The sequence below is a fragment of the Streptomyces sp. NPDC015242 genome, assembly GCF_043079125.1.
Lineage (GTDB): Bacteria > Actinomycetota > Actinomycetes > Streptomycetales > Streptomycetaceae > Streptomyces.
Genome location: NZ_JBIBUF010000008.1, coordinates 174,763 through 196,602, shown reverse-complemented (window position 1 = coordinate 196,602; position 21,840 = coordinate 174,763). Strand labels below are relative to the sequence as shown.

Annotated in this window: 26 protein-coding genes and 1 tRNA gene; 13 read left to right on the top strand and 14 right to left on the bottom strand. The window is 70.4% G+C overall.

Annotated elements, in window-relative coordinates; translation table 11 throughout:
* Positions 1 to 50: 50 nt before the first annotated feature.
* Entirely contained in the window at positions 51 to 632 is a 582-nt protein-coding gene (locus ACF07N_RS26415; RefSeq protein WP_392117395.1) for a 5-formyltetrahydrofolate cyclo-ligase, read from the bottom strand.
* Between the two features lie 135 nt (positions 633 to 767).
* Here ACF07N_RS26415 and galU point away from each other — a divergent pair, with 135 nt between their 5' ends.
* The 7 genes from galU to ACF07N_RS26380 all read left to right on the top strand — a co-directional run bounded on the left by galU (position 768) and on the right by ACF07N_RS26380 (position 6,286).
* On the top strand, positions 768 to 1,670 hold the full coding sequence (galU, locus tag ACF07N_RS26410) for a UTP--glucose-1-phosphate uridylyltransferase GalU (protein WP_094053452.1): 903 nt from the start codon (positions 768 to 770) through the stop codon (positions 1,668 to 1,670).
* Positions 1,671 to 1,674: 4 nt separating this feature from the next.
* On the top strand, positions 1,675 to 3,015 hold the full coding sequence (gene glp, locus ACF07N_RS26405) for a gephyrin-like molybdotransferase Glp (protein WP_392117392.1): 1,341 nt from the start codon (positions 1,675 to 1,677) through the stop codon (positions 3,013 to 3,015).
* Between the two features lie 82 nt (positions 3,016 to 3,097).
* Positions 3,098 to 3,607, top strand: a complete 510-nt coding sequence (gene moaC / locus ACF07N_RS26400) for a cyclic pyranopterin monophosphate synthase MoaC (RefSeq protein WP_392117389.1) — start codon at positions 3,098 to 3,100, stop codon at positions 3,605 to 3,607.
* Positions 3,604 to 4,101, top strand: a complete 498-nt coding sequence (locus ACF07N_RS26395; protein ID WP_392117386.1) for a molybdenum cofactor biosynthesis protein B — start codon at positions 3,604 to 3,606, stop codon at positions 4,099 to 4,101. The genes moaC and ACF07N_RS26395 overlap by 4 nt, the downstream gene beginning before the upstream one ends.
* Before the next feature lie 23 nt (positions 4,102 to 4,124).
* Positions 4,125 to 4,745, top strand: coding sequence for a GNAT family N-acetyltransferase (locus tag ACF07N_RS26390; RefSeq protein ID WP_392118057.1), 621 nt, complete (start codon positions 4,125 to 4,127; stop codon positions 4,743 to 4,745).
* 172 nt (positions 4,746 to 4,917) lie between these two features.
* Positions 4,918 to 6,129 (top strand): gephyrin-like molybdotransferase receptor GlpR, encoded by a 1,212-nt coding sequence (gene glpR / locus ACF07N_RS26385; protein WP_392117384.1) that lies wholly within the window; start codon positions 4,918 to 4,920, stop codon positions 6,127 to 6,129.
* A gap of 83 nt (positions 6,130 to 6,212) precedes the next feature.
* A tRNA-Ala gene (locus tag ACF07N_RS26380) sits at positions 6,213 to 6,286 on the top strand.
* A 72-nt stretch (positions 6,287 to 6,358) separates the two neighbouring features.
* Here ACF07N_RS26380 and xerC read toward each other — a convergent pair.
* The 10 genes from xerC to ACF07N_RS26330 all read right to left on the bottom strand — a co-directional run bounded on the left by xerC (position 6,359) and on the right by ACF07N_RS26330 (position 12,533).
* Positions 6,359 to 7,591: a tyrosine recombinase XerC gene (gene xerC, locus ACF07N_RS26375; RefSeq protein ID WP_392117382.1), complete on the bottom strand. Its 1,233-nt coding sequence runs from the start codon at positions 7,589 to 7,591 to the stop codon at positions 6,359 to 6,361.
* Positions 7,579 to 7,788, bottom strand: a complete 210-nt coding sequence (locus ACF07N_RS26370; RefSeq protein WP_392117380.1) for a helix-turn-helix domain-containing protein — start codon at positions 7,786 to 7,788, stop codon at positions 7,579 to 7,581. Before ACF07N_RS26370 ends, xerC begins: the two co-directional genes overlap by 13 nt.
* On the bottom strand, positions 7,785 to 9,176 hold the full coding sequence (repSA, locus tag ACF07N_RS26365; protein WP_392117378.1) for a replication initiator protein RepSA: 1,392 nt from the start codon (positions 9,174 to 9,176) through the stop codon (positions 7,785 to 7,787). The genes ACF07N_RS26370 and repSA overlap by 4 nt, the downstream gene beginning before the upstream one ends.
* The gene (locus tag ACF07N_RS26360) at positions 9,173 to 9,373 is read right to left on the bottom strand and encodes a hypothetical protein (protein ID WP_392117375.1); all 201 of its coding nucleotides are present in this window, start codon (positions 9,371 to 9,373) and stop codon (positions 9,173 to 9,175) included. Before ACF07N_RS26360 ends, repSA begins: the two co-directional genes overlap by 4 nt.
* A 90-nt stretch (positions 9,374 to 9,463) precedes the next feature.
* Complete coding sequence (locus ACF07N_RS26355) at positions 9,464 to 9,784, bottom strand: SpdD-like protein (RefSeq protein WP_392117372.1); 321 nt, start codon at positions 9,782 to 9,784, stop codon at positions 9,464 to 9,466.
* A gap of 12 nt (positions 9,785 to 9,796) precedes the next feature.
* Positions 9,797 to 9,952 carry a hypothetical protein gene (locus tag ACF07N_RS26350; RefSeq protein WP_266438188.1) on the bottom strand — a complete coding sequence of 52 codons (156 nt, stop codon included), beginning with the start codon at positions 9,950 to 9,952 and terminating at the stop codon, positions 9,797 to 9,799.
* 14 nt (positions 9,953 to 9,966) lie between these two features.
* On the bottom strand, positions 9,967 to 10,161 hold the full coding sequence (locus ACF07N_RS26345; RefSeq protein WP_392117368.1) for a mobile element transfer protein: 195 nt from the start codon (positions 10,159 to 10,161) through the stop codon (positions 9,967 to 9,969).
* A gap of 19 nt (positions 10,162 to 10,180) precedes the next feature.
* Entirely contained in the window at positions 10,181 to 10,834 is a 654-nt protein-coding gene (locus ACF07N_RS26340; protein WP_392118055.1) for a DUF2637 domain-containing protein, read from the bottom strand.
* Positions 10,831 to 12,174, bottom strand: a complete 1,344-nt coding sequence (locus tag ACF07N_RS26335) for an FtsK/SpoIIIE domain-containing protein (RefSeq protein ID WP_392117365.1) — start codon at positions 12,172 to 12,174, stop codon at positions 10,831 to 10,833. Before ACF07N_RS26335 ends, ACF07N_RS26340 begins: the two co-directional genes overlap by 4 nt.
* A gap of 2 nt (positions 12,175 to 12,176) precedes the next feature.
* The gene (locus tag ACF07N_RS26330) at positions 12,177 to 12,533 is read right to left on the bottom strand and encodes a hypothetical protein (protein ID WP_392117362.1); all 357 of its coding nucleotides are present in this window, start codon (positions 12,531 to 12,533) and stop codon (positions 12,177 to 12,179) included.
* Positions 12,534 to 12,969: 436 nt separating this feature from the next.
* On the opposite strand from ACF07N_RS26330, the gene ACF07N_RS26325 reads away from it, so the two are divergent.
* A complete protein-coding gene (locus ACF07N_RS26325; RefSeq protein ID WP_392118052.1) occupies positions 12,970 to 14,013 on the top strand; it encodes an XRE family transcriptional regulator in 1,044 nt (347 codons plus the stop codon).
* On the opposite strand, the gene ACF07N_RS26320 is transcribed toward ACF07N_RS26325, so the two are convergent.
* Positions 13,997 to 14,791: an NUDIX domain-containing protein gene (locus ACF07N_RS26320; RefSeq protein WP_392117359.1), complete on the bottom strand. Its 795-nt coding sequence runs from the start codon at positions 14,789 to 14,791 to the stop codon at positions 13,997 to 13,999. The two genes, ACF07N_RS26325 and ACF07N_RS26320, sit on opposite strands and share 17 nt — an antisense overlap.
* 1,256 nt (positions 14,792 to 16,047) lie before the next feature.
* Between ACF07N_RS26320 and ACF07N_RS26315 the strand changes: the two genes are divergently transcribed.
* Complete coding sequence (locus ACF07N_RS26315; protein WP_392117356.1) at positions 16,048 to 16,194, top strand: hypothetical protein; 147 nt, start codon at positions 16,048 to 16,050, stop codon at positions 16,192 to 16,194.
* 192 nt (positions 16,195 to 16,386) lie between these two features.
* Here ACF07N_RS26315 and ACF07N_RS26310 read toward each other — a convergent pair whose 3' ends face one another.
* Positions 16,387 to 16,863, bottom strand: a complete 477-nt coding sequence (locus ACF07N_RS26310) for a GNAT family N-acetyltransferase (protein WP_383329839.1) — start codon at positions 16,861 to 16,863, stop codon at positions 16,387 to 16,389.
* 60 nt (positions 16,864 to 16,923) lie between these two features.
* Here ACF07N_RS26310 and ACF07N_RS26305 point away from each other — a divergent pair, with 60 nt between their 5' ends.
* Positions 16,924 to 17,727, top strand: a complete 804-nt coding sequence (locus ACF07N_RS26305) for an exodeoxyribonuclease III (protein ID WP_392117353.1) — start codon at positions 16,924 to 16,926, stop codon at positions 17,725 to 17,727.
* A 4-nt stretch (positions 17,728 to 17,731) separates the two neighbouring features.
* On the opposite strand, the gene ACF07N_RS26300 is transcribed toward ACF07N_RS26305, so the two are convergent.
* Positions 17,732 to 18,370: a MerR family transcriptional regulator gene (locus ACF07N_RS26300; protein ID WP_383329845.1), complete on the bottom strand. Its 639-nt coding sequence runs from the start codon at positions 18,368 to 18,370 to the stop codon at positions 17,732 to 17,734.
* A gap of 131 nt (positions 18,371 to 18,501) precedes the next feature.
* On the opposite strand from ACF07N_RS26300, the gene ACF07N_RS26295 reads away from it, so the two are divergent.
* The 3 genes from ACF07N_RS26295 to ACF07N_RS26285 are packed head-to-tail and all read left to right on the top strand — an operon-like array spanning position 18,502 to position 21,832.
* Positions 18,502 to 20,031, top strand: coding sequence for a flavin-containing monooxygenase (locus ACF07N_RS26295; protein ID WP_383329848.1), 1,530 nt, complete (start codon positions 18,502 to 18,504; stop codon positions 20,029 to 20,031).
* Entirely contained in the window at positions 20,028 to 20,951 is a 924-nt protein-coding gene (locus tag ACF07N_RS26290) for an alpha/beta fold hydrolase (RefSeq protein WP_392117349.1), read from the top strand. Before ACF07N_RS26295 ends, ACF07N_RS26290 begins: the two co-directional genes overlap by 4 nt.
* On the top strand, positions 20,948 to 21,832 hold the full coding sequence (locus tag ACF07N_RS26285; RefSeq protein ID WP_392117346.1) for an SDR family oxidoreductase: 885 nt from the start codon (positions 20,948 to 20,950) through the stop codon (positions 21,830 to 21,832). The genes ACF07N_RS26290 and ACF07N_RS26285 overlap by 4 nt, the downstream gene beginning before the upstream one ends.
* Positions 21,833 to 21,840: the final 8 nt, after the last annotated feature.

Genomic DNA, 21,840 nt, shown 5'->3' with positions numbered 1-21,840 from the left:
GACGCACGGCGAACGGCCCTCCACGCACGCGTGGAGGGCCGTTCGCCGTGTCAGGGCTCCGGCCGGAACCGCCGCACTGCCGAGGGCGTCACCACCGCGTGCACCGGCCGGTCGTGCGGCTCCTCCGGGACGCGGTCGACGACCTCGGCGTCGTACAGCAGCACCACCAGCGCGGGATGTGCCCCCGCCCGTTCCAGCCGCGCCAGCACCCGGTCGTACGAACCGCCCCCGCGGCCCAGGCGCATACCGCGGCCGTCGACCGCGAGGCCCGGCAGCAGCACGGCGCCGACCGCGGTCACCGCGTCCGGCCCGAGACGCTCGCCCGCGGGCTCGGACAGGGCCATCCGGCCGCCGTGCCGGACCCGCACGAGCGTGTCCTCGCCCTCGTACACGCCCCAGTCGAGGTCGTTGTCGGGCAGCAGGACGGGCAACAGCACGCGCACGCCCCGGGCGCGCAAGGTGTCCAGGAGCGCGAGCGTCCCGGGCTCACTCCCCACGGAGACGTACGCCGCGACCGTGCCGGCGCGCGCCAACTCGGGCAGCTCCAGGGCCCGCCCGGCCAGTGCGGCCGACGTTTCCCGCAGGTCATCCGGCGTCAACCTGTTCCTCACCGCGAGGATCTCGCGCCGCATACTCCGCTTGTCAGGCTCGCCCGGACGTGCGATAGGCCTCAATGGTTGCTCCCGTACCGTCGCAATACGCTCATATGAGCGCCTATGAACCGGAGCCGCAGATTCCCTGCAAAGGCACCGGATAGGGTGGCGGGCATGACTCAGTCGCACCCTCGGATCAGCAAGGCTGTCATTCCCGCAGCAGGCCTCGGCACCCGGTTCCTGCCGGCCACCAAAGCCACTCCCAAGGAGATGCTGCCGGTCGTGGACAAGCCCGCGATCCAGTACGTGGTCGAGGAGGCCGTCGCGGCGGGTCTCGACGACGTCCTCATGGTGACGGGCCGCAACAAGCGCCCGCTGGAGGACCACTTCGACCGCAACTACGAGCTGGAGTCGGCGCTCCAGAAGAAGGGCGACGCCGACCGTCTCGCCAAGGTGCAGGAGTCCAGCGACCTCGCGACCATGCACTACGTCCGCCAGGGCGACCCCAAGGGCCTCGGCCACGCCGTGCTGTGCGCCGCCCCGCACGTCGGCCACGAGCCCTTCGCCGTCCTCCTCGGCGACGACCTGATCGACCCGCGCGACCCGCTCCTGCAGCGCATGGTCGAGGTCCAGGAGCAGCGCGGCGGCAGCGTCATCGCGCTGATGGAGGTCGCCCCGGAGCAGATCCACCTCTACGGCTGCGCGGCCGTGGAGACCACCGAGGACAGCGACGTCGTCAAGGTCGGCGGCCTGGTCGAGAAGCCGGACCCGGCCGACGCCCCGTCCAACTACGCGGTCATCGGCCGCTACGTCCTCGACCCGCACATCTTCGACATACTGCGCCGGACCGAGCCCGGCCGCGGCGGCGAGATCCAGCTCACCGACGCCCTGCAGCAGCTCGCCGAGGACGAGAAGATCGGCGGACCGGTGCACGGCGTGGTCTTCAAGGGCCGCCGCTATGACACCGGCGACCGCGGCGACTACCTGCGTGCCATTGTCCGACTCGCGTGCGAACGTGAAGACCTGGGTCCGGACTTCCGGACCTGGCTTCGCAGTTACGTAGCCGAGGAGATGTAGCACGTTGAGCAGCGCCGCGCCCCGCGCCACGGACCAGGACCACTCGGGCCCCGACCACCTGTGGTCCGTGGACGAGCACCTGGAGGACATCCTCGCCACCGTCCGCCCCCTGGAGCCGATCGAGCTGCACCTGCTCGACGCCCAGGGCTGCGTCCTCGTCGAGGACGTCACGGTGCCGGTGTCCCTGCCGCCCTTCGACAACAGCTCGATGGACGGCTACGCGGTGCGGGTCGCGGACGTGGCGGGCGCGAGCGAGGAGTTCCCGGCGGCCCTGGAGGTCGTCGGGGACGTCGCCGCCGGTGAGTCCGCCCTGCTCCAGGTGGGGCCCGGCCAGGCCGCGCGCATCATGACGGGCGCCCCGCTGCCGCCCGGCGCCGAGACGGTCGTGCCCGTGGAGTGGACCGACGGCGGGCTCGGCGAGGGCCCGGTGCGCGGGATGCGCGCCCGCAGCCTCGCCCCCGAGGGCGCCACCGGACAGGTCCAGGTGTACCGCCCGGCGCAGGCCCGCGCGCACGTACGCGCCGAGGGCAGTGACGTGCGGGCCGGCGACCGCGCCCTGGAGGCCGGCACGATCCTGGGCCCGCCGCAGATCGCCCTGCTCGCCGCGATCGGCCGCGGCACCGTGCGCGTGCGCCCGCGCCCGCGCGTGGTGGTGCTCTCCACCGGCAGCGAACTCGTCCAGCCCGACGGGAAACTGGGCACCGGTCAGATCTACGACTCCAACAGCTTCGCCCTCACCGCCGCCGCCCGCGACGCCGGCGCCATCGCCTACCGGGTCGGCGCCGTCGCCGACGACGCCGAGACCCTGCGCTCCACCATCGAGGACCAGCTGGTCCGCGCCGACCTGATGGTCACCACGGGCGGGGTGAGCGTCGGCGCGTACGACGTCGTCAAGGAGGCCCTGTCGCACGTCGCGGACGAGGACGAGCCGGGCAGCGGAGTGGAGTTCCGCAAGCTCGCCATGCAGCCCGGAAAGCCCCAGGGCTTCGGCTCCATCGGCCCCGACCACACCCCGCTGCTGGCCCTGCCCGGCAACCCGGTGTCGTCGTACGTCTCCTTCGAACTGTTCGTGCGCCCCGCCATCCGCGCCCTCATGGGCCTGCCGGACGTCCACCGCCCCACCACCCGCGCCACCCTGGCCGCCGGCAAGGCGCTGACCTCCCCGAAGGGCCGCCGCCAGTTCCTGCGCGGCAGGTACGAGGACGGCCGGGTCGCCCCGGTCGGCGGCGCCGGATCCCACCTGGTCGCGGCCCTCGCCCACGCCGACGCGCTGATCGTCGTCCCCGAGGACACCGAGTCCGTCGAGCCCGGGACCGAGGTCGAGGTGGTCCTGCTCGGCCGATAGCCGCTGGTTGGGGGTACCGTGTCGCGCACAGCAGGCCCGTGCGCCGCACCGCGACGGGCCCGGACCGGGAGCGCCACACAGCATGAGCACGCAGGACCCACGCACGCAGGACGGCTCCACGCAGGACAGGCTGACGCACCTCGACGAGGCGGGCGCGGCCCGCATGGTCGACGTGTCGGACAAGGACGTGACCGCGCGCACCGCCCGCGCCAGCGGACGCGTCCTCGTCTCGCCCCGTGTGATCGAGCTGCTGCGCGGCGAGGGCGTCCCCAAGGGCGACGCCCTCGCGACCGCGCGGATCGCCGGGATCATGGGAGCCAAACGCACCCCCGACCTGATCCCGCTCTGTCACCCGTTGTCGGTCTCCGGTGTGAAACTGGACCTGTCGGTCGCGGACGACGCCGTGGAGATCACGGCCACCGTGAAGACCACGGACCGCACGGGAGTCGAGATGGAGGCGCTCACCGCGGTCTCCGTCGCGGCGCTCACCGTGATCGACATGGTCAAGGCGGTCGACAAGGGAGCGGTCATCACGGACGTACGGGTCGAGGAGAAGACGGGCGGCAAGTCGGGCGACTGGAGCCGGGCATGACGTACCGCGCTCTCGTCGTGACGGCCTCCAACCGGGCCGCCGCCGGCATCTACGAGGACAAGGGCGGTCCGCTGATCGCCGACGGCCTGGAGCGCTTCGGCTTCGCGGTCGAGGGCCCGCAGGTCGTCCCCGACGGCGACCCGGTGGAGGCGGCCCTGCGCGCCGGCGTCGAGGCGGGCTACGACGTCATCGTCACCACGGGCGGCACGGGCATCTCGCCCACCGACCGCACCCCGGAGGCCACGCGCCGGGTGATCGACCACGAGGTGCCCGGCATCGCCGAGGCCATCCGGGCGTTCGGCCGGGAGAAGGTGCCGACCGCGGCGCTCTCGCGCGGCCTGGCGGGCGTGGCCGGCAGCACGCTGATCGTCAATCTGCCCGGTTCCAGCGGCGGTGTGAAGGACGGCCTCGCCGTGCTGGAGCCGCTGCTGGTCCACGCCGTCGAGCAGCTGCGCGGCGGCGACCACCCCAGACCGGGCGGGGGTGCGAGCTGAACAGCCCCTCCTGGCCCGTCGAGCTGGTGGACGGCGACATCGTCCTGCGGCCGATAAAACTGCGCGACCAGCGGGCATGGCGCGAGGTCAACCGGCGCAACCGCGACTGGCTGCGCCCGTGGGAGGCGACGATCCCGCCGCCCACCCCGGGCGGGCCGATCGCCCACCGCCCGACCTTCCGCCAGATGGTCCGCCACCTCAGGTCGGAGGCGAACGCGGGCCGGATGCTGCCGTTCGTCATCGAGTACCAGGGGCGGCTGGTCGGGCAGCTGACGGTCGCCGGCATCACCTGGGGCTCGATGTGCTCGGGGCACGTCGGGTACTGGGTCGACGAGGCGGTGGCCGGGCGCGGGGTGATGCCGACGGCGGTGGCGCTCGTCGTCGACCACTGTTTCCGCACCGTCGGACTGCACCGCGTCGAGGTCTGCATTCGCCCCGAGAACGCTCCGAGCCGCCGGGTCGTCGAAAAGCTCGGATTCCGCGAGGAGGGGCTCAGGCCGCGTTATCTGCACATCGACGGAGCCTGGCGCGACCACCTCGTCTTCGCGCTCACCGCGGAAGAGGTGCCGGACGGTTTGCTCAGGCGCTGGCAGCGGGCACGATCGCAGAGTAATCCCGGAATCCGGCACCACCCCGGAAATTGAATACTTGTTCGAAATTGATCGGCTCATGACCGTCTCGGGGCGAGGAATTCCCGGCCCCGGTGGTGTGCTGATCGCATCAGTCGCAAAAAAAGTTCGAAATATCAGCCAGATCGTGCGACACACCGGCTCAATTGGCAGATGGCCTCACGCAAACCCCTCTACGGTGTGAGGCGTGAGCAGCAGCGGCCTCATCTACGCAGTCATTGTCGGGGCCTGGGCCGCCTACTTGGTGCCGATGTGGCTCCGTAGGCAGGACGAGCTGAACGAGGCCCGTCCGACGGAACGCTTCAGCACCGCCATCCGGCTCCTGTCCGGAAAGGCGGCCATGGAGCGCCGGTACGCCAAGGACCTGCGGGCGCGCTCCACCGAGGAGGGGGAGCAGGACGCCGGCGACCCGGACGCCGTCACCGCATCGGTGGACGTCCGGGCCTTCGCCGTGTCCAAGACCCGTCCCCAGACCCAGGTGCCCGTCCCGTCGCCCGGGTCGGAGCAGCCGTCCCGGCCGGCACAGCACGCGGCGCGCGCAGAACGCGCGGCGGGCCGGGTGTCCGCCGCCCGGCCCGACATGTCGCCGCAGGCCCAGGCGGCCGCGGCACGGGCCCGGCGCTCGAAGGTGCTCGCGCGCCGCCGGCGCACCACCACCATGCTCTTCCTGGCCTTCACCCTCGGCGCGGTCGTCGCCGCGGTCGGCGGCCTGGCCTTCCTGTGGGCCCCGGGCGTGCCCGCCGTGATGCTGAGCGTGTACATCGCCTACCTGCGCGCCCAGGAGCGGCGCCGCTTCACCTACCAGATGGACCGCCGCCGGGCCGAGGCCGCCGCCCAGCGGCTGCGGGAACGGCAGCGCCAGCCCCGCCGGCGCCCGATGGCCGAGGACGAGGCCGACGAGCCGGAGGAGGGACCCGAGCCGGTGACCGACCCCGGTCTTTCGGCCCTCGCGGCGGACCGGCGCGCCCTCGTCGAGCAGACCGACCACGCGGAGTGGGTCGACCAGCAGCGCGAGCGGCAGCGGCGGCCGGGCCAGGGCGACAGCTGGGACCCGGTGCCGGTGCCCCTGCCGACCTATGTGACCGCCCCGGTGGCGCCTCGCGCCACCAGCGACGTGGACCTCGGCGCGCCCGACACCTGGAGTTCGGCCCGGTCGAGCACGGTCGCCCCCGACGCGGCGGACGAGACGGCCGGCGCGGCGGACCCGGCCGCGGCGGAGCACCCCCCGCACGAGGAGGCGAGCGGCGACGGGCGCGGTGACGCCCAGCCCCCCGCCCGGAAGCGCCCGCGCGGCGGCAACCCGGCTGCGGCCTCCGCACGGCGGGCCCGCGAGCGCGGCCGGACGCCGCTGTTCGACCAGTACGAGGACGGGGACCGTCCCCGGGCCGCCAACGAGTAGACCCGCGAACGAGCGAGCGGCCGCCGCCCGGGAACGGATTTTTATGCAGGCCGATCGGGGTGCTAGAGTTTCACTCGTTGCAAGGGCCTGTGGCGCAGTCCGGTAGCGCACCTCGTTCGCATCGAGGGGGCCAGGGGTTCAAATCCCCTCAGGTCCACGCAGCTCAAAGCCCCCGCCGGGGAGATCCGGTGGGGGCTTTGGCATGCCGTACAGCAGCGAAGTACAGCAACTACTTCCGATCTTGCTTCCCAAGGTGCTTGCCGAGCTTCCGCAGCGCGCGACGCGTCGACTCGGACGGGACGTGTGTGTAGACCTCCATCGTCACCGCGATCTTGCTATGTCGGAGGATCTGCATCGCGACGCGAGGATGCACGTCGAGAGCCGCGAGCAGGGAGCCGCACGTGTGCCGGGTGTCGTGCAGACGGATGCGTCGGACGCCTGCCTTGGCCGACCGAGCGACGAAGAGCCGGTTGAAGTTGCGTGGCTCGTACGGGGTGCCGTAGCGGGTCGTGAAGACGAAGTCGGAGTCGGTCCATAGCTCACCGGCTGCTCGCTTCGCCAACTCCCGCTCCTTGCGGCGGAGTTGTAGCGCGGTGATGCAGATTTCAGGCAGCGGCAGCGTGGCCGTAGACGCCTCGGTCTTGGTCTCGTCGTGGACCAGACGCCGGTTGATCCGCTGTAGCTGCATCTGCACGGTGATCTCTCCGGCATCCAGGTTCACGTTCTCCCAGGTGAGGCCCAGCACCTCGCCGCGCCGGAAGCCGAGAACCAGGATGAGGACGTACGCCGCGTACAGCGGGTCATGGGCCGCACTGGCCGCTTCGAGGAACTGCCGCGCTTCTTCCACGGACCATGGGTGCCGCTTCTTCTTCCGCGCCGACCGGACCTTGACGAGAGCCGCCACGTTCTTCGAGATCAGCTCTTCCGTCATGGCGTTGGTCAGGGCCGACCGCAGGACCGCACGAGCGTCCTGGACGGTTCGGCGGGAGGGGATGCGCTCGCAGCAGTCGCCAGCGGCGCAGCAACGCGGAGTATCCCGCTTCGCGTCCAGGCCCTGGGCGCAGCACTGGCACTGTTCCAGGAGGGTGTTCACCCAGCTCCGTACGTCGCGCACGGTGAGCTTGTCGAGCCGTTTCGAGCCCAACGCCGGCACGATGTAGAGCCGGACATGCATGGCGTAGGTCTCGGCTGTCTTGGGCTTCAGATCAGGCTCTACGACCTCCCTCAGCCACCGTGCGAGGTACTGCGCGAGGGTTGGTGTCGAGGTGACCACCGGCCCCTTCTTCGCCTCAGCGTGCAGTTCGATCCACTTGTTGTGGACCTCGTCGCGGGTCTTGCCGTAGACGTACTTCCGCTTGCGGTTGCCCTCGGGGGTGGTCACCCAGGCGTAGGCCGCGAAGCCGTTCTTGTACGGGTAGATCGAGCCCTCACCGTTGCCCCGCTTGCCGCTCATGCCGACCACGCCGCTTCGGCTTCCTGGGCACGGCGCTCGACGTACTCGTCAACGTAACGGGGGAGGATGCGACGGTTGCGGCCGTCCTTGATCGAGCGGATCTCCCCGGTGAGGACCAGCATCTTCGTCTTGGAGAGGCCGTAGCCGAGCATCGCGGCGACCTCTGCTGTGGTGTACCACTTCCTCTCGATCACGGTGGTTGTCATGCGGCGGCTCCTTCCAGGGCGCGGTGGTCTTGTAGGGCTTCGCGGGCGGTTTCGCGGTTGAGTTGGAGGTCTCGGGCGATCGATGCCGCGAGGGCGGATTCGCCGGGGGTGTGGCCGTGTCCGGCGTACTGCCAGTCGGCGAGGACGAGGACGGTGTCGGGGGCGGTGTCGTCGAGGCCGCGGGCTTGGCGTTCCTGTGCGGCGCGGTAGTCGGCGCGGGTCTGGCGGAGGGCGCCGAGGGTGGTGGAGTAGCGGCGGGATTTGGAGCTGAAGTGACCGCGGAAGCCGAGCATGTGGGCCCAGTCGCGCAGCTTGCGGTCGGGGTAGAAGGCGTGCAGGTCCAGGCAGGCTTCGATCAGTCGCCGGGGGTGGTCGGGGATGCCCAGCAGTTCCAGGACTTCCTTGTTGCCGACGCGCCGGTCGACGGTGCCGGTTGTCTCCGCGGCTTTGGTGGCGTACTTGGCGACGTAGGAGGCGACGGCCTGTTCGGTGAGCTCGGAGCCGTCCCCAAAGGCCTTGACGGGGCGCACGTCGAGCTGTCGGCCCCACTGGAAGGTGCGGGCGGGCTGGTGGCCGGAGGCGGGCACGCTCACCGTCGTGTAGGTGTGCCGGACGGCAGCCCGGACCGAGTCGGTGAGCAGGCCGACCGAGGCCCACGCGGGCGGCGCCGACTCGGGCCCGTCGGGTCCGTCGAGGCGGATCACCGCGTGGAAGTGGACGGCACCGCGCTTCTGGAACTCAGCCACCTTGCCGTAGGAGACCCGGCAGACCTCCGCGAGTTCGCGTTGCGTGAGCCCGGCCCGGCGTGCGATCTCGCGGCGCAGCCGGTTGGCGAAGCGCATCCACAGCTCGCTCGCGTGGTTGTTGAAGAGCACCGCGCCTGCGTAGTCGTACGAGGCCGGGTCCAGGGCGGTACCGAGCGCGGCATCGTCGGCACTGTGGCGGGTGCCACAGGCACAGACACCTGCCTTGGGCCGGTTGTGGACTGGGCCGAATGAGGGCGCGGTGAGGGTGGCGAAGACGCGGGGATGATCGCGGACCGAGCCGGGGATTTCGCGGCGGTCGTCGCCGACGAGTCCGGCGCGGATCAGGTGGTAGGTGTCTCCGGCGTACGTCCAGGCGCAGGCCGGGCAGCGGGAGGCACGCCGGTTGCCGCACGCGATGCGCAGCCGTCCGCCCGGCTCGTTTGCGGTGGTGTAGCGGTGCAGGAGTGCGCCGGTCGTCTTGTCCTTGTGCAGGACCCATCCGCGCAGGTGGATCGGGTCGGAGCAGCCGCCCGTACGGCGGATTTGGTCTTGCCAGCGGTCGAAGCCCGGTGACCCGGCCACCCTGAGTGTGTCGGCGAGGGTGGCCGGGTCCAGGCCCGCGAAGGTCGCGGTGTCGCTCATGCGCGGCCCCCGGCGAGCTGGGCGGCGGCGAGCGGGGTGGTGCCGTGGCCGTGGCAGGTGGGGCAGTCGACGGTGATCGTGCGCAGGTGACCACGGTGGTCACGGCCGAGGCCGGAGGATACGGCCGCGGTGGCGAAGCCGTGGCAGTTCGGGCAGATGCGCGCCGCGGTGTGCGGGGCCGGGGTGTGGCCGGTCATGATGGAGGTTCCTTCCGGATCATTGGTTCGGAGTGGGACGGCGCCCGGAGCGGCGAAAGGTTGGTAGCCAGGGACCGCTCCGGGGGCCGGTCAGCGTCGGGTGTCGGTGCTGAGGATCGAGCGGATGACCAGGGCGCAGATGGCGAGCGAGGCGCCCGTGATGGCGACGGCGAGCAGCATGGAGACCAGGACGGCGCCGACCACGAGCACGACCGCGGTCCCCATCCCGGCAACGGCGACGACAGCGCCCGGGGTGAGCTGGACCGTGGGCCGCGAGGGCGCCGGAGCCGGGGCCATCGGGGCGGGCGGCGGCACGGCGCTGCCGGGGGTGATGCTGGTCGGCTGGATCACGGCGGGCGGGGTGCTGAGCCCGGTCGGGGTCGGGTTGACTGGGATCTTGGGTCGGATCATGGCGGGGTCTCCTTACTTGGTTGCGGTGTCGATGGCGGGGGCGAGGAAGCTGTCGGCGAGGAGGTAGCCGCCGATCAGCAGCACGATCACGAGCCACCAGGGCGGGCGGATGAGCTTGACGCCGACCAGCCCGAGGCAGGCGATGAAGAACCACAGCGGCACGGACATGAGCCGATCTCCCTTCAGCGGACGGGGCAGCGGTGGCCGCGGGCGGCGACCATGGCGGCCTCGTAGGAGTCGTAGGCGGACGACCAGCCGCAGTCCTCGGCGTCGCAGGCGGCGACGTACTTCATCTCGCCGGTCCTGCGGTCGGGTCCGCCGCCGATCGCGGTGGTGCCGACGCGGTGCATCTCGTTCCAGATCTGGTACAGGCCCATGGGTGAAGTTCCTTTCTTGTCAGGTGAGTTGGGCGGCGATGGCGTCCGCCATCGGGGCGGGGACGCCGAGGCGGGCACGGAGGGTGTCGGTGTCGATCGGCGAGCCGGTACGCGCCTGGTGGTCGTCAGCGACCTTCCGGGCGTGAGCCACTAGCGCGGCAGGCACGGCCGGGGTCGGGTCGGCGGCGGGCAGCGCCGGGGTGTCCTCGCTCGCGGCGAGGGGAGCAGGCGGCGCGGCGGGGTCGGAGACCGGCTCGATGTCGGGTGCGGGGGCCGGGGCTGCGGGCGCCGGCGGAACCGGCCCCCGGTCCCCGGCCGTGGTCGGCGAGTGAGCGAGGAGCGTGCCGCCGAGGAAGGCGAGCGCGGGCCAACCGGCGACGCCGAGCCGGAGCAGAGCGGGCGGCTGGTCCAGGTCGAGGAATCCGGCCGTGGCGACGTTGGCGCCGAGCGAGGCGATCAGGGCGATGAGGAACCAGCACCAGGCCAGGCGGGACGGGCCGTCCGAGCGGAGCCGTCGCCATGCGGCCACGAGGAGCAGGTCAACGCTGATGGGGTAGGCCCAGGCTTTCCAGCCGGATTGCCCGGCAGCGGCGGCGAGGTCGTGCAGGTGGGCGGGACGGGTAGGGACCCGGCGCGAAGGCGGTCGCGCCGACCGTGGAACAGGGGGTGTCAGGCGGCTTCGATCACCGCGGGCGCCTCAACCGGCGCGAGATCTGTAAGCGGGCGGAAGCGGGCCAACTCCGGGAGATCCGGGGTGAGATGCGCGTGCTTGTTGCAGGCGGCGACGGCTTGCCGCATGGTCGTGTGCGGGGTCCGGATGCGGACCCACTCGCCCGTGGAGTAGCCGACCACGGCCATCCCGCGCCGGTCGTTGGGGATCTGCGTGGCGGCGAACACCGCGTGCGGGGAGATGTCCCCGAACGCCATCTTCGCGGTCGACTCGTCGTTGACGCGGTGCACCATCCGACCCGTGAGCTGGGCACGGAGCATAGTGATCCCGTCGCCGAGCTCGGAGCCGAACCGCTGGCCGTAGATGTCCAGGAAGATCCCCGCCGCGCGGCCGAGCTGGGCGAGGCGGACCAGGGCCTTAACGATCCGGTCCCGGCGCGGGTCGTTCTTCTTCGTACTCAGCGCGAGCTCGGCGATCTCGTCGATCGTGACCACGATCGGCACCGGCCGCAGGTCCTCGGGAAGGTCCCAGATGTTCGCGGCGATCTCCGCATCCGGGGTGTCGGCGCTGATCCTCTGTGTGCGGCGGATCGTGTCGTAGGTGATCTCCATGCGGGCCACGAGAGCTTCCAGTAGTTCCATGGCGTCGTCGGGGTTGTCGGCGATCGCGGAGAAGCGGCGGGCGAACGGGCCGAGTTCGACGCCCTTCTTGCAGTCGATCCCGACCAGTGCGACCGGCTGAGAGGCGAGCTCTTTGATCACGGTGCGCTGGGTGACCGACTTCCCGGACTGCGTCACGCCGACCGTGATCGCGTGCGGGACCTCGCGGTAGTTGCGGTAGTGCACCGAGCCGTCTTCGACCAGGGCGAGCGGGATCTTCAACAGGCTCCGGCCCGTGTCGGCGGGCATCTGCACCCGCTTGAGGACGTCGTAGCCGGTCAGGGCGATCTCTATGACGCCGGGCTTGATCTCGCGGGAGGTGACCTGATGGACCGCGAAGGAGTGCCGCAGCCGGTCCGACGCGGCGGCGAACTCGAACGCGTCCTGTCCGGGCCACAGCCGGATCCGCAGCCGGATGCCGGTCCGGGTGGGGCGGATCCACAGCAGCCGCGGCACCCGCTGCTGCGGGACCGGCTTCTTCATCCAGCGGGCCAGCGCCCGGCGCATTCGCGAGGCGGGCACGGTCAGGCGGCAGGCTTCCATGACGGCCGCGTAGCGGAAGAGCACCCGCAGCACGGCGAGGGTGACACCGAAGCTCAGCCAGTACCAGACCGGGCGGCGCCACTTCAGCAGCAGCGCCACACCGGCCAGGACCGCGAGCGCGATCCCTATCCACGTCGTCATGCTCAGGCCGCCTTGGGCTTCGACGCGGCAGCGGCGAGTGAGGTGATCGCGACCGCACGGAAGCTGATGCCGTGCCGCTTCTGGCCGTTGAACTCGTTCTCCCACGGCCGAGCCACCAGGCCAGTGATCGCGATCGGTGTGCCCATGGCCAGGTCACCGGAGATGTCCGGCTCGGTCACCGTCACCGTGACGACCTCCGCGTTGCCGTTCATCACGAACAGCACGTCGACCGTCACGAGGGTGTGACCGGTGTCGGTGTCGGTAGCGATCACGCCGTTGCGCTTGTCACGCATCTTGGTCTGCGGGGGCTGAGCGACCATCAAGGTCGCGCCGTTCGTGTCGACGGGAATCTGACGCATGATTGAACTTCCCTTCAGAGGGGCGGGAGCGGCGTACTTGCTTGGCGGTGGGTCGCCGCTCCTGTGCGGATGTTGGGCCCGGCCATCTAGGCGCGGGCGTTGCGTTCCCAACTGGTGCGCACCAGTAGGTTGCATCTGGTGCGCACCAGATGTCAAGCGGTGTCGCGCTTCGGCTTGCTCAACTCGCTTTGCTGCGACACTTCTAGGGAACCGCGCAGCCCAACTCCGCGGTAGCCAACAAGGGTTCACGGCAGCACAGTTAAGGCGCCTGTTAACCCCTCCCGACCTGCGTCGATGTGGGGCATGCTGGTGTTAGGGATCAGGAATCACATGCAGGGCGGTGCACGTGAGTAGCGGACTCCGAACGGTGCGGAATGCGCGTGAGTGGTCACAAGAGCGCTTAGTCCACGAGATCGAGAAGTACGCACGCCAGCACATGCTCTCCGTTGCTTCGACGGCGAGTTTGCGCGTCTATGTCTCGGAGTGGGAGAACGGCAAGAGGCCGATCAGCGAGCGCTACGCCAAGATCCTTAGGGCTCTACTCGGCGCCACGGATGACGAGTTGCACGGCAGGCACGTGGCCCCAACTGCGGCCATCGAAGCCGACGGATACGACGAGCTAGTGAACCGGATAGATGCGGCACGAGGTGTCAGTCTGACCATGGTCAAGACGTTCATGGATCAGACAGAGCTGTTGCGGACCGTCGATCGCCAGATGGGAGCCGCGAGCCTCATCGACCAGATGACCGGCCACCTGTCCACGCTGGAAGATGCCCTAACTTTCGCGGTGCTCCCCGAGACCCGACGGCCCGTCGCGGTTGCTCTTGCCGGAGCCGCAACGCTCGCAGCATGGCAGGCCCTTGACGTTGGTGCCGTCGAACGAGCATGGCGTCACTACGAGTTGGGCAAGCGGGCAGCCAAGGAAGCCGAAGAGCCGATGTACCTCGCCCACGCGATGGCCGAGCAGGCGTATGTGCTTTGCGATGCTGGTCGGCCTGAGGTCGCGGTGCAGCTCGTTCGTGACGCTCAACGCGAGGGCGGCAAGATGATGTCGCCCCGGCTCCAAGCATGGCTATACGCCGCTGAGGCGGAGATCTGTGCCAAGGCCGGGATGCCTGAAGAGTGCCGGCGGGCGCTCGACAACGCCATGAACTTGCTCCCGCCCGGCGAAGAAGCTCGGGACCCGGACATGTTGAGCATCTTCCTGAATCAAGGCCACCTAGCCAGGTGGCACGGCAACGTGCTCGCCTTGCTTGGGGACGACAATGCCGTCAGTAGCCTGTACGTCGCACTGGACTCCGCAGACCCGACTTTCGTCCGGGCCACAGCCGGACTGCGGTGCGATCTTGCGCAAGCTCACCTCGCGCGCGGCGAGTACGACCAGGCGCACACACATCTTCGCGAGGCCCGGTTGTTGGCTAGCCGAACCGGCTCGGTGCGTCATCGGCGGCGCATCGAACAGCTCACACAGCGGTTGTAGGCGACGCCCCTGCCGTGCGTGATGCGAGTACGTGAAGAAGGGCAACGAGGGTTCCTGATCCCAGCAGTTCGCCTCGCTCCATCAGGCCGGGGATGTCGGCGAGCGGGACCCAGGCCACGTGGCCGGACTCTTCAACATCGGTCGGATCACCGATGTGTTTGGCGCCGCGGCCTACGTAGATCTCATGCGGGGAGTCGACCATGCCCACCATGGGCTGGTAGGTGACCACATGCTCTAGCGAGTCGGGTCGCCACCCGGTTTCCTCTTCGACCTCTCGAAGCGCAGCCTGGGCGGGATCTTCCCCCTCGTCCACAATGCCACCAGGAAGCTCCCAGCCGAAGGAGTCGACGACGAAGCGGTAGCGCCAGAGCATGAGCACGCGCTCTTGGTCGTCGAGGACGGCAGCGATAGCGACGTGATGCAGCCGCACGACGTGATGCTCGAATCGCTCGACACCCGGAGGCTCTACGTCGACGAGGCTCAGCTTCACCCAGCGGTTGTCGTACACGGTCCGCTCGCCGTGGATCTGCCACGGCTCCAGGTCGCCGGGCACTTCAGTGATCGCTGATCGGTTGGGAACGCGGTAAGAGCTACGCCCGTGTACCTCGATAACGCGCTCGTTGACGAGCTTGGCGAGTACCTGCCGGAGTGCCGTACGGCCGATGTCCAACTCTTCAGTGAGGGTCCGCTCTGACGGGAGCTTGGAGCCTGGCGAGTACTTGCCTGCCGCGATCCACTCGCGAATCGTGCGGTAGACCCGCTCGGACTTTGGTCCCATCCCCTGAGCACGCTCCCGTCGGTTATGTCGGCCGACACAAGCGTAGCCGTGTAGCTACGCGCACGAGTAGGCCTGTTAGCTACGACGCGTAGATCACCAGCCCTCTGCCGCCGGGATGCGGTGGGAGTTTCCCTACTTCATCAAGGCTCGCTCCGCTCGCGGCCGCCTTGGCTTCGGCCGCGAGCACCAACCGCCCTTTGAACTGGGGATCTTCCTCCGGTGATGCCGGGTATGCCCGCGGGGAACCGCCGCCGCGATCCGGCCTAGGGATGGAAGACCCAGCAGCACCCGTAGGGCCCATATGGCGCACGAGCACGAGACACCCCATCAAGACCATGAGACCCGAGCCGCCCAACAGAGTCGGGATCGATCCAAGGGGACCGAGGGGCCGCGCACGCGCGGCGGCGCCGGTCGGTCGCCGCCGCGCCGCCTCTATGTCTCCGCCACCGGCTGCGCACCGTCGCCCGCCCGTCGCCACCAGCAGCGGCCAAGAACCCAGCACCGGGCCATGAGGTACAGGGGATTGCCGCACACCAGGTCAACGACGCGTTGTGTTACCGATGAGGCCGGATCGCGGCGGCGGTTCCCCGCGGGCTACCTCGCTACCGGGGTCGTTGCCCCGTGGCTGGGGCGGTCGGCTCCGCGACTTTAGCCAGCCACTTTGGGGGGAGCCTCGAAGATCATGGCCCCAACGTCGTGCTTTAACGGGCAGGTCCACAGACTGCCCGACGCGCCGGAAGCTTACGGGGCCATGATCACTCCCCCCAAAGCAGCTCCCGGCCAAAGTCGCTACACCGACCTGAGTGCATTCGAATCCCCTGCATTTTGGTGTGAGCTTGGTCACGCCGTAATGATGGGATTTGTTGCGCTATATCAAACCACTCTTCTTAGCGTGCACACGCGAAGCTTTTTGCTGTAATCAGGTCGGCTCGAAGTGTGTGATATGAGGGCTCGCGTGAGTGCGCGTCTGTGCAGGTCGCGGCGTTTCCCTCGGCTTAATATTCCGCATTTCGGGCGCCGCAAAAACTTGGACATGGTTGCTGCGGGTCCACCGAGTTTCACGAAGTTTCCCGGCTTGGCAGGCGCCGTCTTCCGTCCTCATCATGGGCGCACAACAAAGCCCACCCCGTCGCCTCGCCGGGAAGCCTGAGCGACGGAGTGGGCGCGAACCCTTTGGAGGTCCAAAGATGAGTGTGGCCCTTACCCCATGGGGTAAGTCAAACCCCAGCTCGAAACCGTGGGTCGTCACAGTGCTGGTGATCATCGTCATCAGTTGGCGTGTTGCCGCCGACATCGTCAGGGCGTTCGTCGACGTCCTAGAACTGGTGACCTTGATGTACGCGGGCAGGGTTGTACAGCAGCGGAGTACAGCAACCGCACTGACCGCCGCCAGCCGTACCTGACTCACAACACTTGCCTGACCGGCTTAATGCCCCTCAGCGACCGCCCCGCCCGTAGTTCGCATCGAGGGGGCCAGGGGTTCAAATCCCCTCAGGTCCACGCAGCTTCGAGCCCCTGTCGGCGAAAGCCGACAGGGGCTCTGCTCTGTTTCCGGGCCCCGTGGGGCCCGTCGGTCCGTCAGAGCCGCTGGTCCGTCAGAGCCGCTTGGCGAAGCAGCGGCTGGCCTCGTGGTGGCGGTAGTAGCCGAACTTGGCGCACGGCTCGTAACCGCTGGACGTGTACAGGGCGATGGCCTCCGGCTGCTTGGTGCCGGTCTCCAGGACCATGCGGACGCGGCCGGCCGCGCGGGCGTCCTCCTCCAGGGCCGCCAGGATGCGGCGTGCCAGGCCCCGGCCGCGCATCTGCTCGATCACGTACATGCGCTTCAGCTCGGCGTCGCCGTCCAGGTTGCCCTCGCCGTTCGCGTCCTGGGTGCGCCAGCCGCCCGAGGCGACGGGGCTGCCGTGCTCGTCGTAGGCGATCAGATAGACGCCGTTCGGCGGATCGAAGTCCGCGGCGGCCATGGGCGTGGCATCGCCGTCGTCCCCGTAGCGGACGGCATACTCGGCCTGGACCTGGTCGTTCAGCTTCACGGCGTCGGGGTGGTCGAAGGCGACCCGGCGTATGTGCATGCCGACCACGGTATTCGATCCGGAACTGGACTCCGTCCAGAGTGCCGGTATCGTGCCGGGGTGCTCACTGTGACCTCTGTGAATGTGAACGGGCTGCGGGCCGCCGCGAAGAAGGGCTTCGTGGAGTGGCTGGCCGCGACCGACGCCGACGTGCTGTGCCTGCAGGAGGTGCGCGCCGAGCCGGAGCAGCTGCCCGAGCACGTCCGCGCGCCCGGGGGATGGCACGTGGTGCACGCGCCGGCCGCCGCCAAGGGCCGGGCCGGGGTGTCGCTGTACACCCGGCGTGAACCCGACCGGGTGCGGATCGGGTTCGGGTCGGACGAGTTCGACGGCAGCGGCCGGTACGTGGAGGCCGACCTGCCGGGCGTGACCGTCGCCTCCCTCTATCTGCCCTCCGGCGAGGTCGGCACCGAGCGGCAGGAGGAGAAGGAGCGCTTCATGGGCGAGTTCCTCGCCTACCTCAAGGGGCTGCGGGAGCGGGCCGCGGCGCAGGGGCGCGAGGTCGTCGTCTGCGGCGACTGGAACATCGCCCACCAGCCGGCCGACCTGAAGAACTGGCGCGGCAACCAGAAGTCCTCCGGCTTCCTGCCCGAGGAGCGCTCTTGGCTCGGCCGCGTCCTCGACCCGGCCGACGGCGGGTACGTCGACGTCGTACGGGCTCTGCACCCGGACACCGAGGGGCCGTACTCGTGGTGGTCGTACCGCGGCCGGGCCTTCGACAACGACAGCGGATGGCGGATCGACTACCACATGGCGACCCCCGGACTCGCCGGGCGGGCGGTCAAGGGGTTCGTGGAACGGGCCGCCACGCACGCGGAGCGGTGGTCCGACCACGCGCCGGTGACCGTCGTCTACGACCGCTAGCCGGCTACGACCGCATCCGGCGGTCCAGGGCCAGGGACAGCTCCGCCTCCACCACGCTGCGGGCCAGCGGGCGCAGGCGGGGCAGGTCGTCCGCGGAGGCGTGGCGCAGCACCAGGTCGGCGAAGAGGCCGGCCAGGGCATCGGCGTGGGCGCGGACCTGCTTGGCGGCGCCGAGGACCTCCGCGAGCGGGATGCCCTCGCGGACCAGCGCCGAGGAGACGTCCAGCAGGCGGCGGCTGATGTGGACGATCTCCCCGCCGTCGGTGCCGAGGTAGCCCAGTTCCATCGCGGTGGCGAGGTTCTCCGGGGTGGCCTCGCCGGCGAAGTGGTCGGCGAGTTCCTCGGGGGTGAGGTGGACCGGCTCCTCCTCGGTCGGGCCGCCCACGCCGAGCAGGTCGCCCACGTCCCGGCCGTGGTCGAAGGCCTCGGCCAGTTCCGCGATGCCGCTGAGGGTGTGGCCGCGCTCCAGCAGGGCCGTGATCGTGCGCAGCCGGGCCAGGTGCTGGTCGTCGTACCAGGCGATGCGTCCTTCCCTGCGCGGTGGCGGGATCAGCTTGCGTTCGCGGTAGAAGCGCAGGGTGCGCACCGTGATCCCGGCCAGGCGGGCCAGCTCTTCCATGCGGTATTCACGCTTCTCGGCCACCTGGGCACCTTAAGGCGTACCGCCGGTAACTTCCTCGTCCCGCCCCCTACCCATCAGTACGTCACTGCTCTACGCTCCCATTGCGCCAGTGTTCACTGGCACGGTTTCTCGTGGTGTGTGGAGGTGTCGGCATGGGCGAGCGCGAACACGAGCATGTGCGCGTCGCGGTGGTCGGGTCCGGGTTCGGCGGGCTGGGGGCCGCCGTACGGCTGCGCCGGGAGGGCGTCACCGACTTCGTCGTCCTGGAGCGGGCGAGCAGTGTCGGCGGCACCTGGCGGGACAACAGCTACCCGGGATGCGCCTGTGACGTGCCGTCGCACCTGTACTCGTTCTCCTTCGCGCCCAACCCGGACTGGCCGCGCACCTTCTCGGGCCAGGAGCACATCCGCGCCTACCTGGAGCACGTGGCCGACACGTTCCGGCTGCGGCCGCACATCCGCTTCGACTCCGAGGTGAAGCGGATGACCTGGAACGCCGAGCGGCTGTGCTGGGACATCGAGACCAGCAGCGGGAACCTCTCCGCCGACCTCGTCGTGTCGGCCACCGGGCCGCTGTCCGACCCGAAGGTGCCGGACATCCCCGGCCTGGACTCCTTCCCCGGCAAGGTCTTCCACTCCGCCCGCTGGGACCACGACTACGACCTGCGCGGCAAGCGCGTCGCCATGGTGGGCACCGGCGCCTCGGCCATCCAGATCGTGCCGTCCATCCAGCCGGACGTCTCCCGGCTCACCCTCTTCCAGCGCACCCCGCCGTGGGTCATGCCCCGCATGGACCGGACCATCAGCGACGCCGAGCGGTGGCTGCACCGGCAGCTGCCCTTCACCTCGCAGCTGCGCCGCGGACTGCTGTGGGGCATCCGGGAGTTGCAGGTCCAGGCGTTCACCAAGCGGCCGAACGAGCTCGGCTTCGTCGAGCAGCTGGCCAAGCGCAACATGGCCCGCGCCATCAAGGACCCGGCGCTGCGGGCCAAGCTCACCCCGGACTACCGCATCGGCTGCAAGCGGATCCTGCTGTCCAGCACCTACTACCCGGCGCTCGCGCAGCCGAATGTGGACGTCGTCGCGAGCGGCCTCGCCGAGGTGCGCGGCTCGACCCTCGTCGCCGCCGACGGCAGCGAGGCCGAGGTGGACGCGATCGTCTTCGGCACGGGCTTCCACGTCACGGACATGCCCATCGCCGAGCGGGTCGTGGGCGCCGACGGCCGGACCCTCGCGGAGACCTGGAAGGGCGGCATGGAGGCCCTGCGCGGCGCCTCCGCGGCCGGCTTCCCCAACTGGATGACGATCATCGGGCCCAACACGGGCCTGGGGAACTCCTCGATGATCCTGATGATCGAGTCCCAGCTGAACTACCTGGCCGACTACGTCCGCCAGCTCGACGTCCTCGGCGGCCGGGTCGCCCTCGACGCCCGGCCCGAGGCCGTGCGGGGCTGGAACCACCGGGTGCAGGAACGCATGAAGCGGACCGTGTGGAACACCGGCGGCTGCACGAGCTGGTACCTGGACGCGAGCGGCCGCAACACGACCATCTGGCCCGGCACGACGGCCGAGTTCCGCCGGGCGACGCGCCGGGTGGACCTCGCCGAGTACGACGTCCTGCGGCCCCCCGCCGCCGGGCGGGGCGAGCCGCGGGCCGCGCGGAAGGCGGGGGTGGACGCGTGAGCCGTCTCGTCGCCGTCGACTCCGGGCCGTACGCGCCGCCCGCCCCCGTACGGGAGCTGACCGCCGTCTCCGCCGACGGCGCCCGGCTGCACGTCGAGATCCACGGGCCGGAGTTCGCCCCGGCCGTCGTCCTCGCCCACGGCTGGACCTGCTCGACCGCCTTCTGGGCGGCGCAGATCCGCGCGCTGGCCGCCGACCACCGGGTCATCGCCTACGACCAGCGCGGCCACGGCCGCAGTCCCGCGAGCCCGGCGTGCAGCACCGACGCGCTCGCCGACGACCTGGAAGCCGTCCTCGGCGCCACCCTCTCCCCGGGCGAACAGGCCGTGATCGCCGGGCACTCCATGGGCGGCATGACCGTCATGGCGGCCTCCGGGCGGGCCGCCTTCAAGGCGCACGCGGCCGCCGTCCTGCTGTGCAGCACGGGGAGTTCACAGCTGGTCGCGGGCTCCACCGTCCTCCCGCTGCGGCCCGGGCCGGTGCGGACCTGGCTGACCCGGCGGATCCTCGGCTCCCGCGCCCCGCTCGGGCCCGTCACGCCGCTGGCCCGCCGGATCCTCAAGTACGGGACCATGGGCCCCGGTTCGGCCCCGCACATGGTGGAGGCGTGCGCCCGTATCGTGCACGCCTGCCCCCGCGCGGTCCGGCACAGCTGGTCGCAGGTGCTCGACCTGCTCGACCTCGACCACGGCGTGCGCGAACTGACCGTGCCCACGGCCGTCGTCGTCGGTACGGCGGACCGGCTGACCCCGCCGGCGCAGGCCCGGGCCCTGTGCGAGGCGCTGCCGCACTGCACCGGGTTCACCGAGCTGCCCGGCATCGGCCACATGACCCCGATCGAGGCGCCCGAGCTGGTCACCGGGAAGATACGCGAGCTCGTCAGCACACACATCCAGGTCGGATCCGAGGAGAGCGCATGAGCAGGGTGAGCCTTGAGGGCAAGGTCGCCGTGGTGACCGGGGCGGCACGCGGCGTCGGGGAGTTGCTGGCCCGCAAGCTGTCCGCGCGGGGCGTGCGGATCGCGCTGGTCGGCCTGGAGCCGGACGTGCTCAAGCAGGTCTCGGCGCGGCTGCACAGCGACAGCGACCACTGGTACGCCGACGTCACCGATCACGAGGCCATGGCCCGGGTCGCCCAGGAGGTGCGCGAGCGCTTCGGCCGGGTCGACATCGTCGTCGCCAACGCCGGTGTGGCGACCGGCGGTCCGTTCGCCGACTCCGACCCGGAGTCCTGGCGGCGGGTCATCGAGGTCAACCTCGTCGGCTCGGCGGTGACCGCCCGCGCGTTCCTGCCGATGCTGCTGGAGAGCCGGGGCTATCTGCTCCAGATCGCGTCCCTCGCGGCGATCACGCCGGCGCCGATGATGACCGCCTACTGCGCGTCCAAGTCGGGCGTGGAGGCGTACGCGCACAGTCTGCGGGCCGAGGTGGGCTACCGGGGCGTGCAGGTCGGCGTCGGGTACCTGTCGTGGACCGACACCGACATGGTGCGCGGGGCGGACCAGGAGGACGTCATGCGGGAGTTGCGGCAGCGGCTGCCCTGGCCGTCCAACAAGACCTACCCGCTGGGCCCGGCGGTGGACCGGCTCGTGGCCGGGATCGAGCGCCGGTCGAGCCACGTCTACGGGCAGTGGTGGCTGCGCGGGATGCAGGGGGTGCGCGGGTATCTGCCCGCGGTCATCGGGACGGTGGGCCAGCGCGAGATGCGGCGGTTCGCCGACCGGCTGACGGGCATGCGGACGGGCCTGGTCGGAGCCGGTGGCGCCGCCGACGAGCAGCAGCGCACTACGGTGCGTGAGTGATCGACATG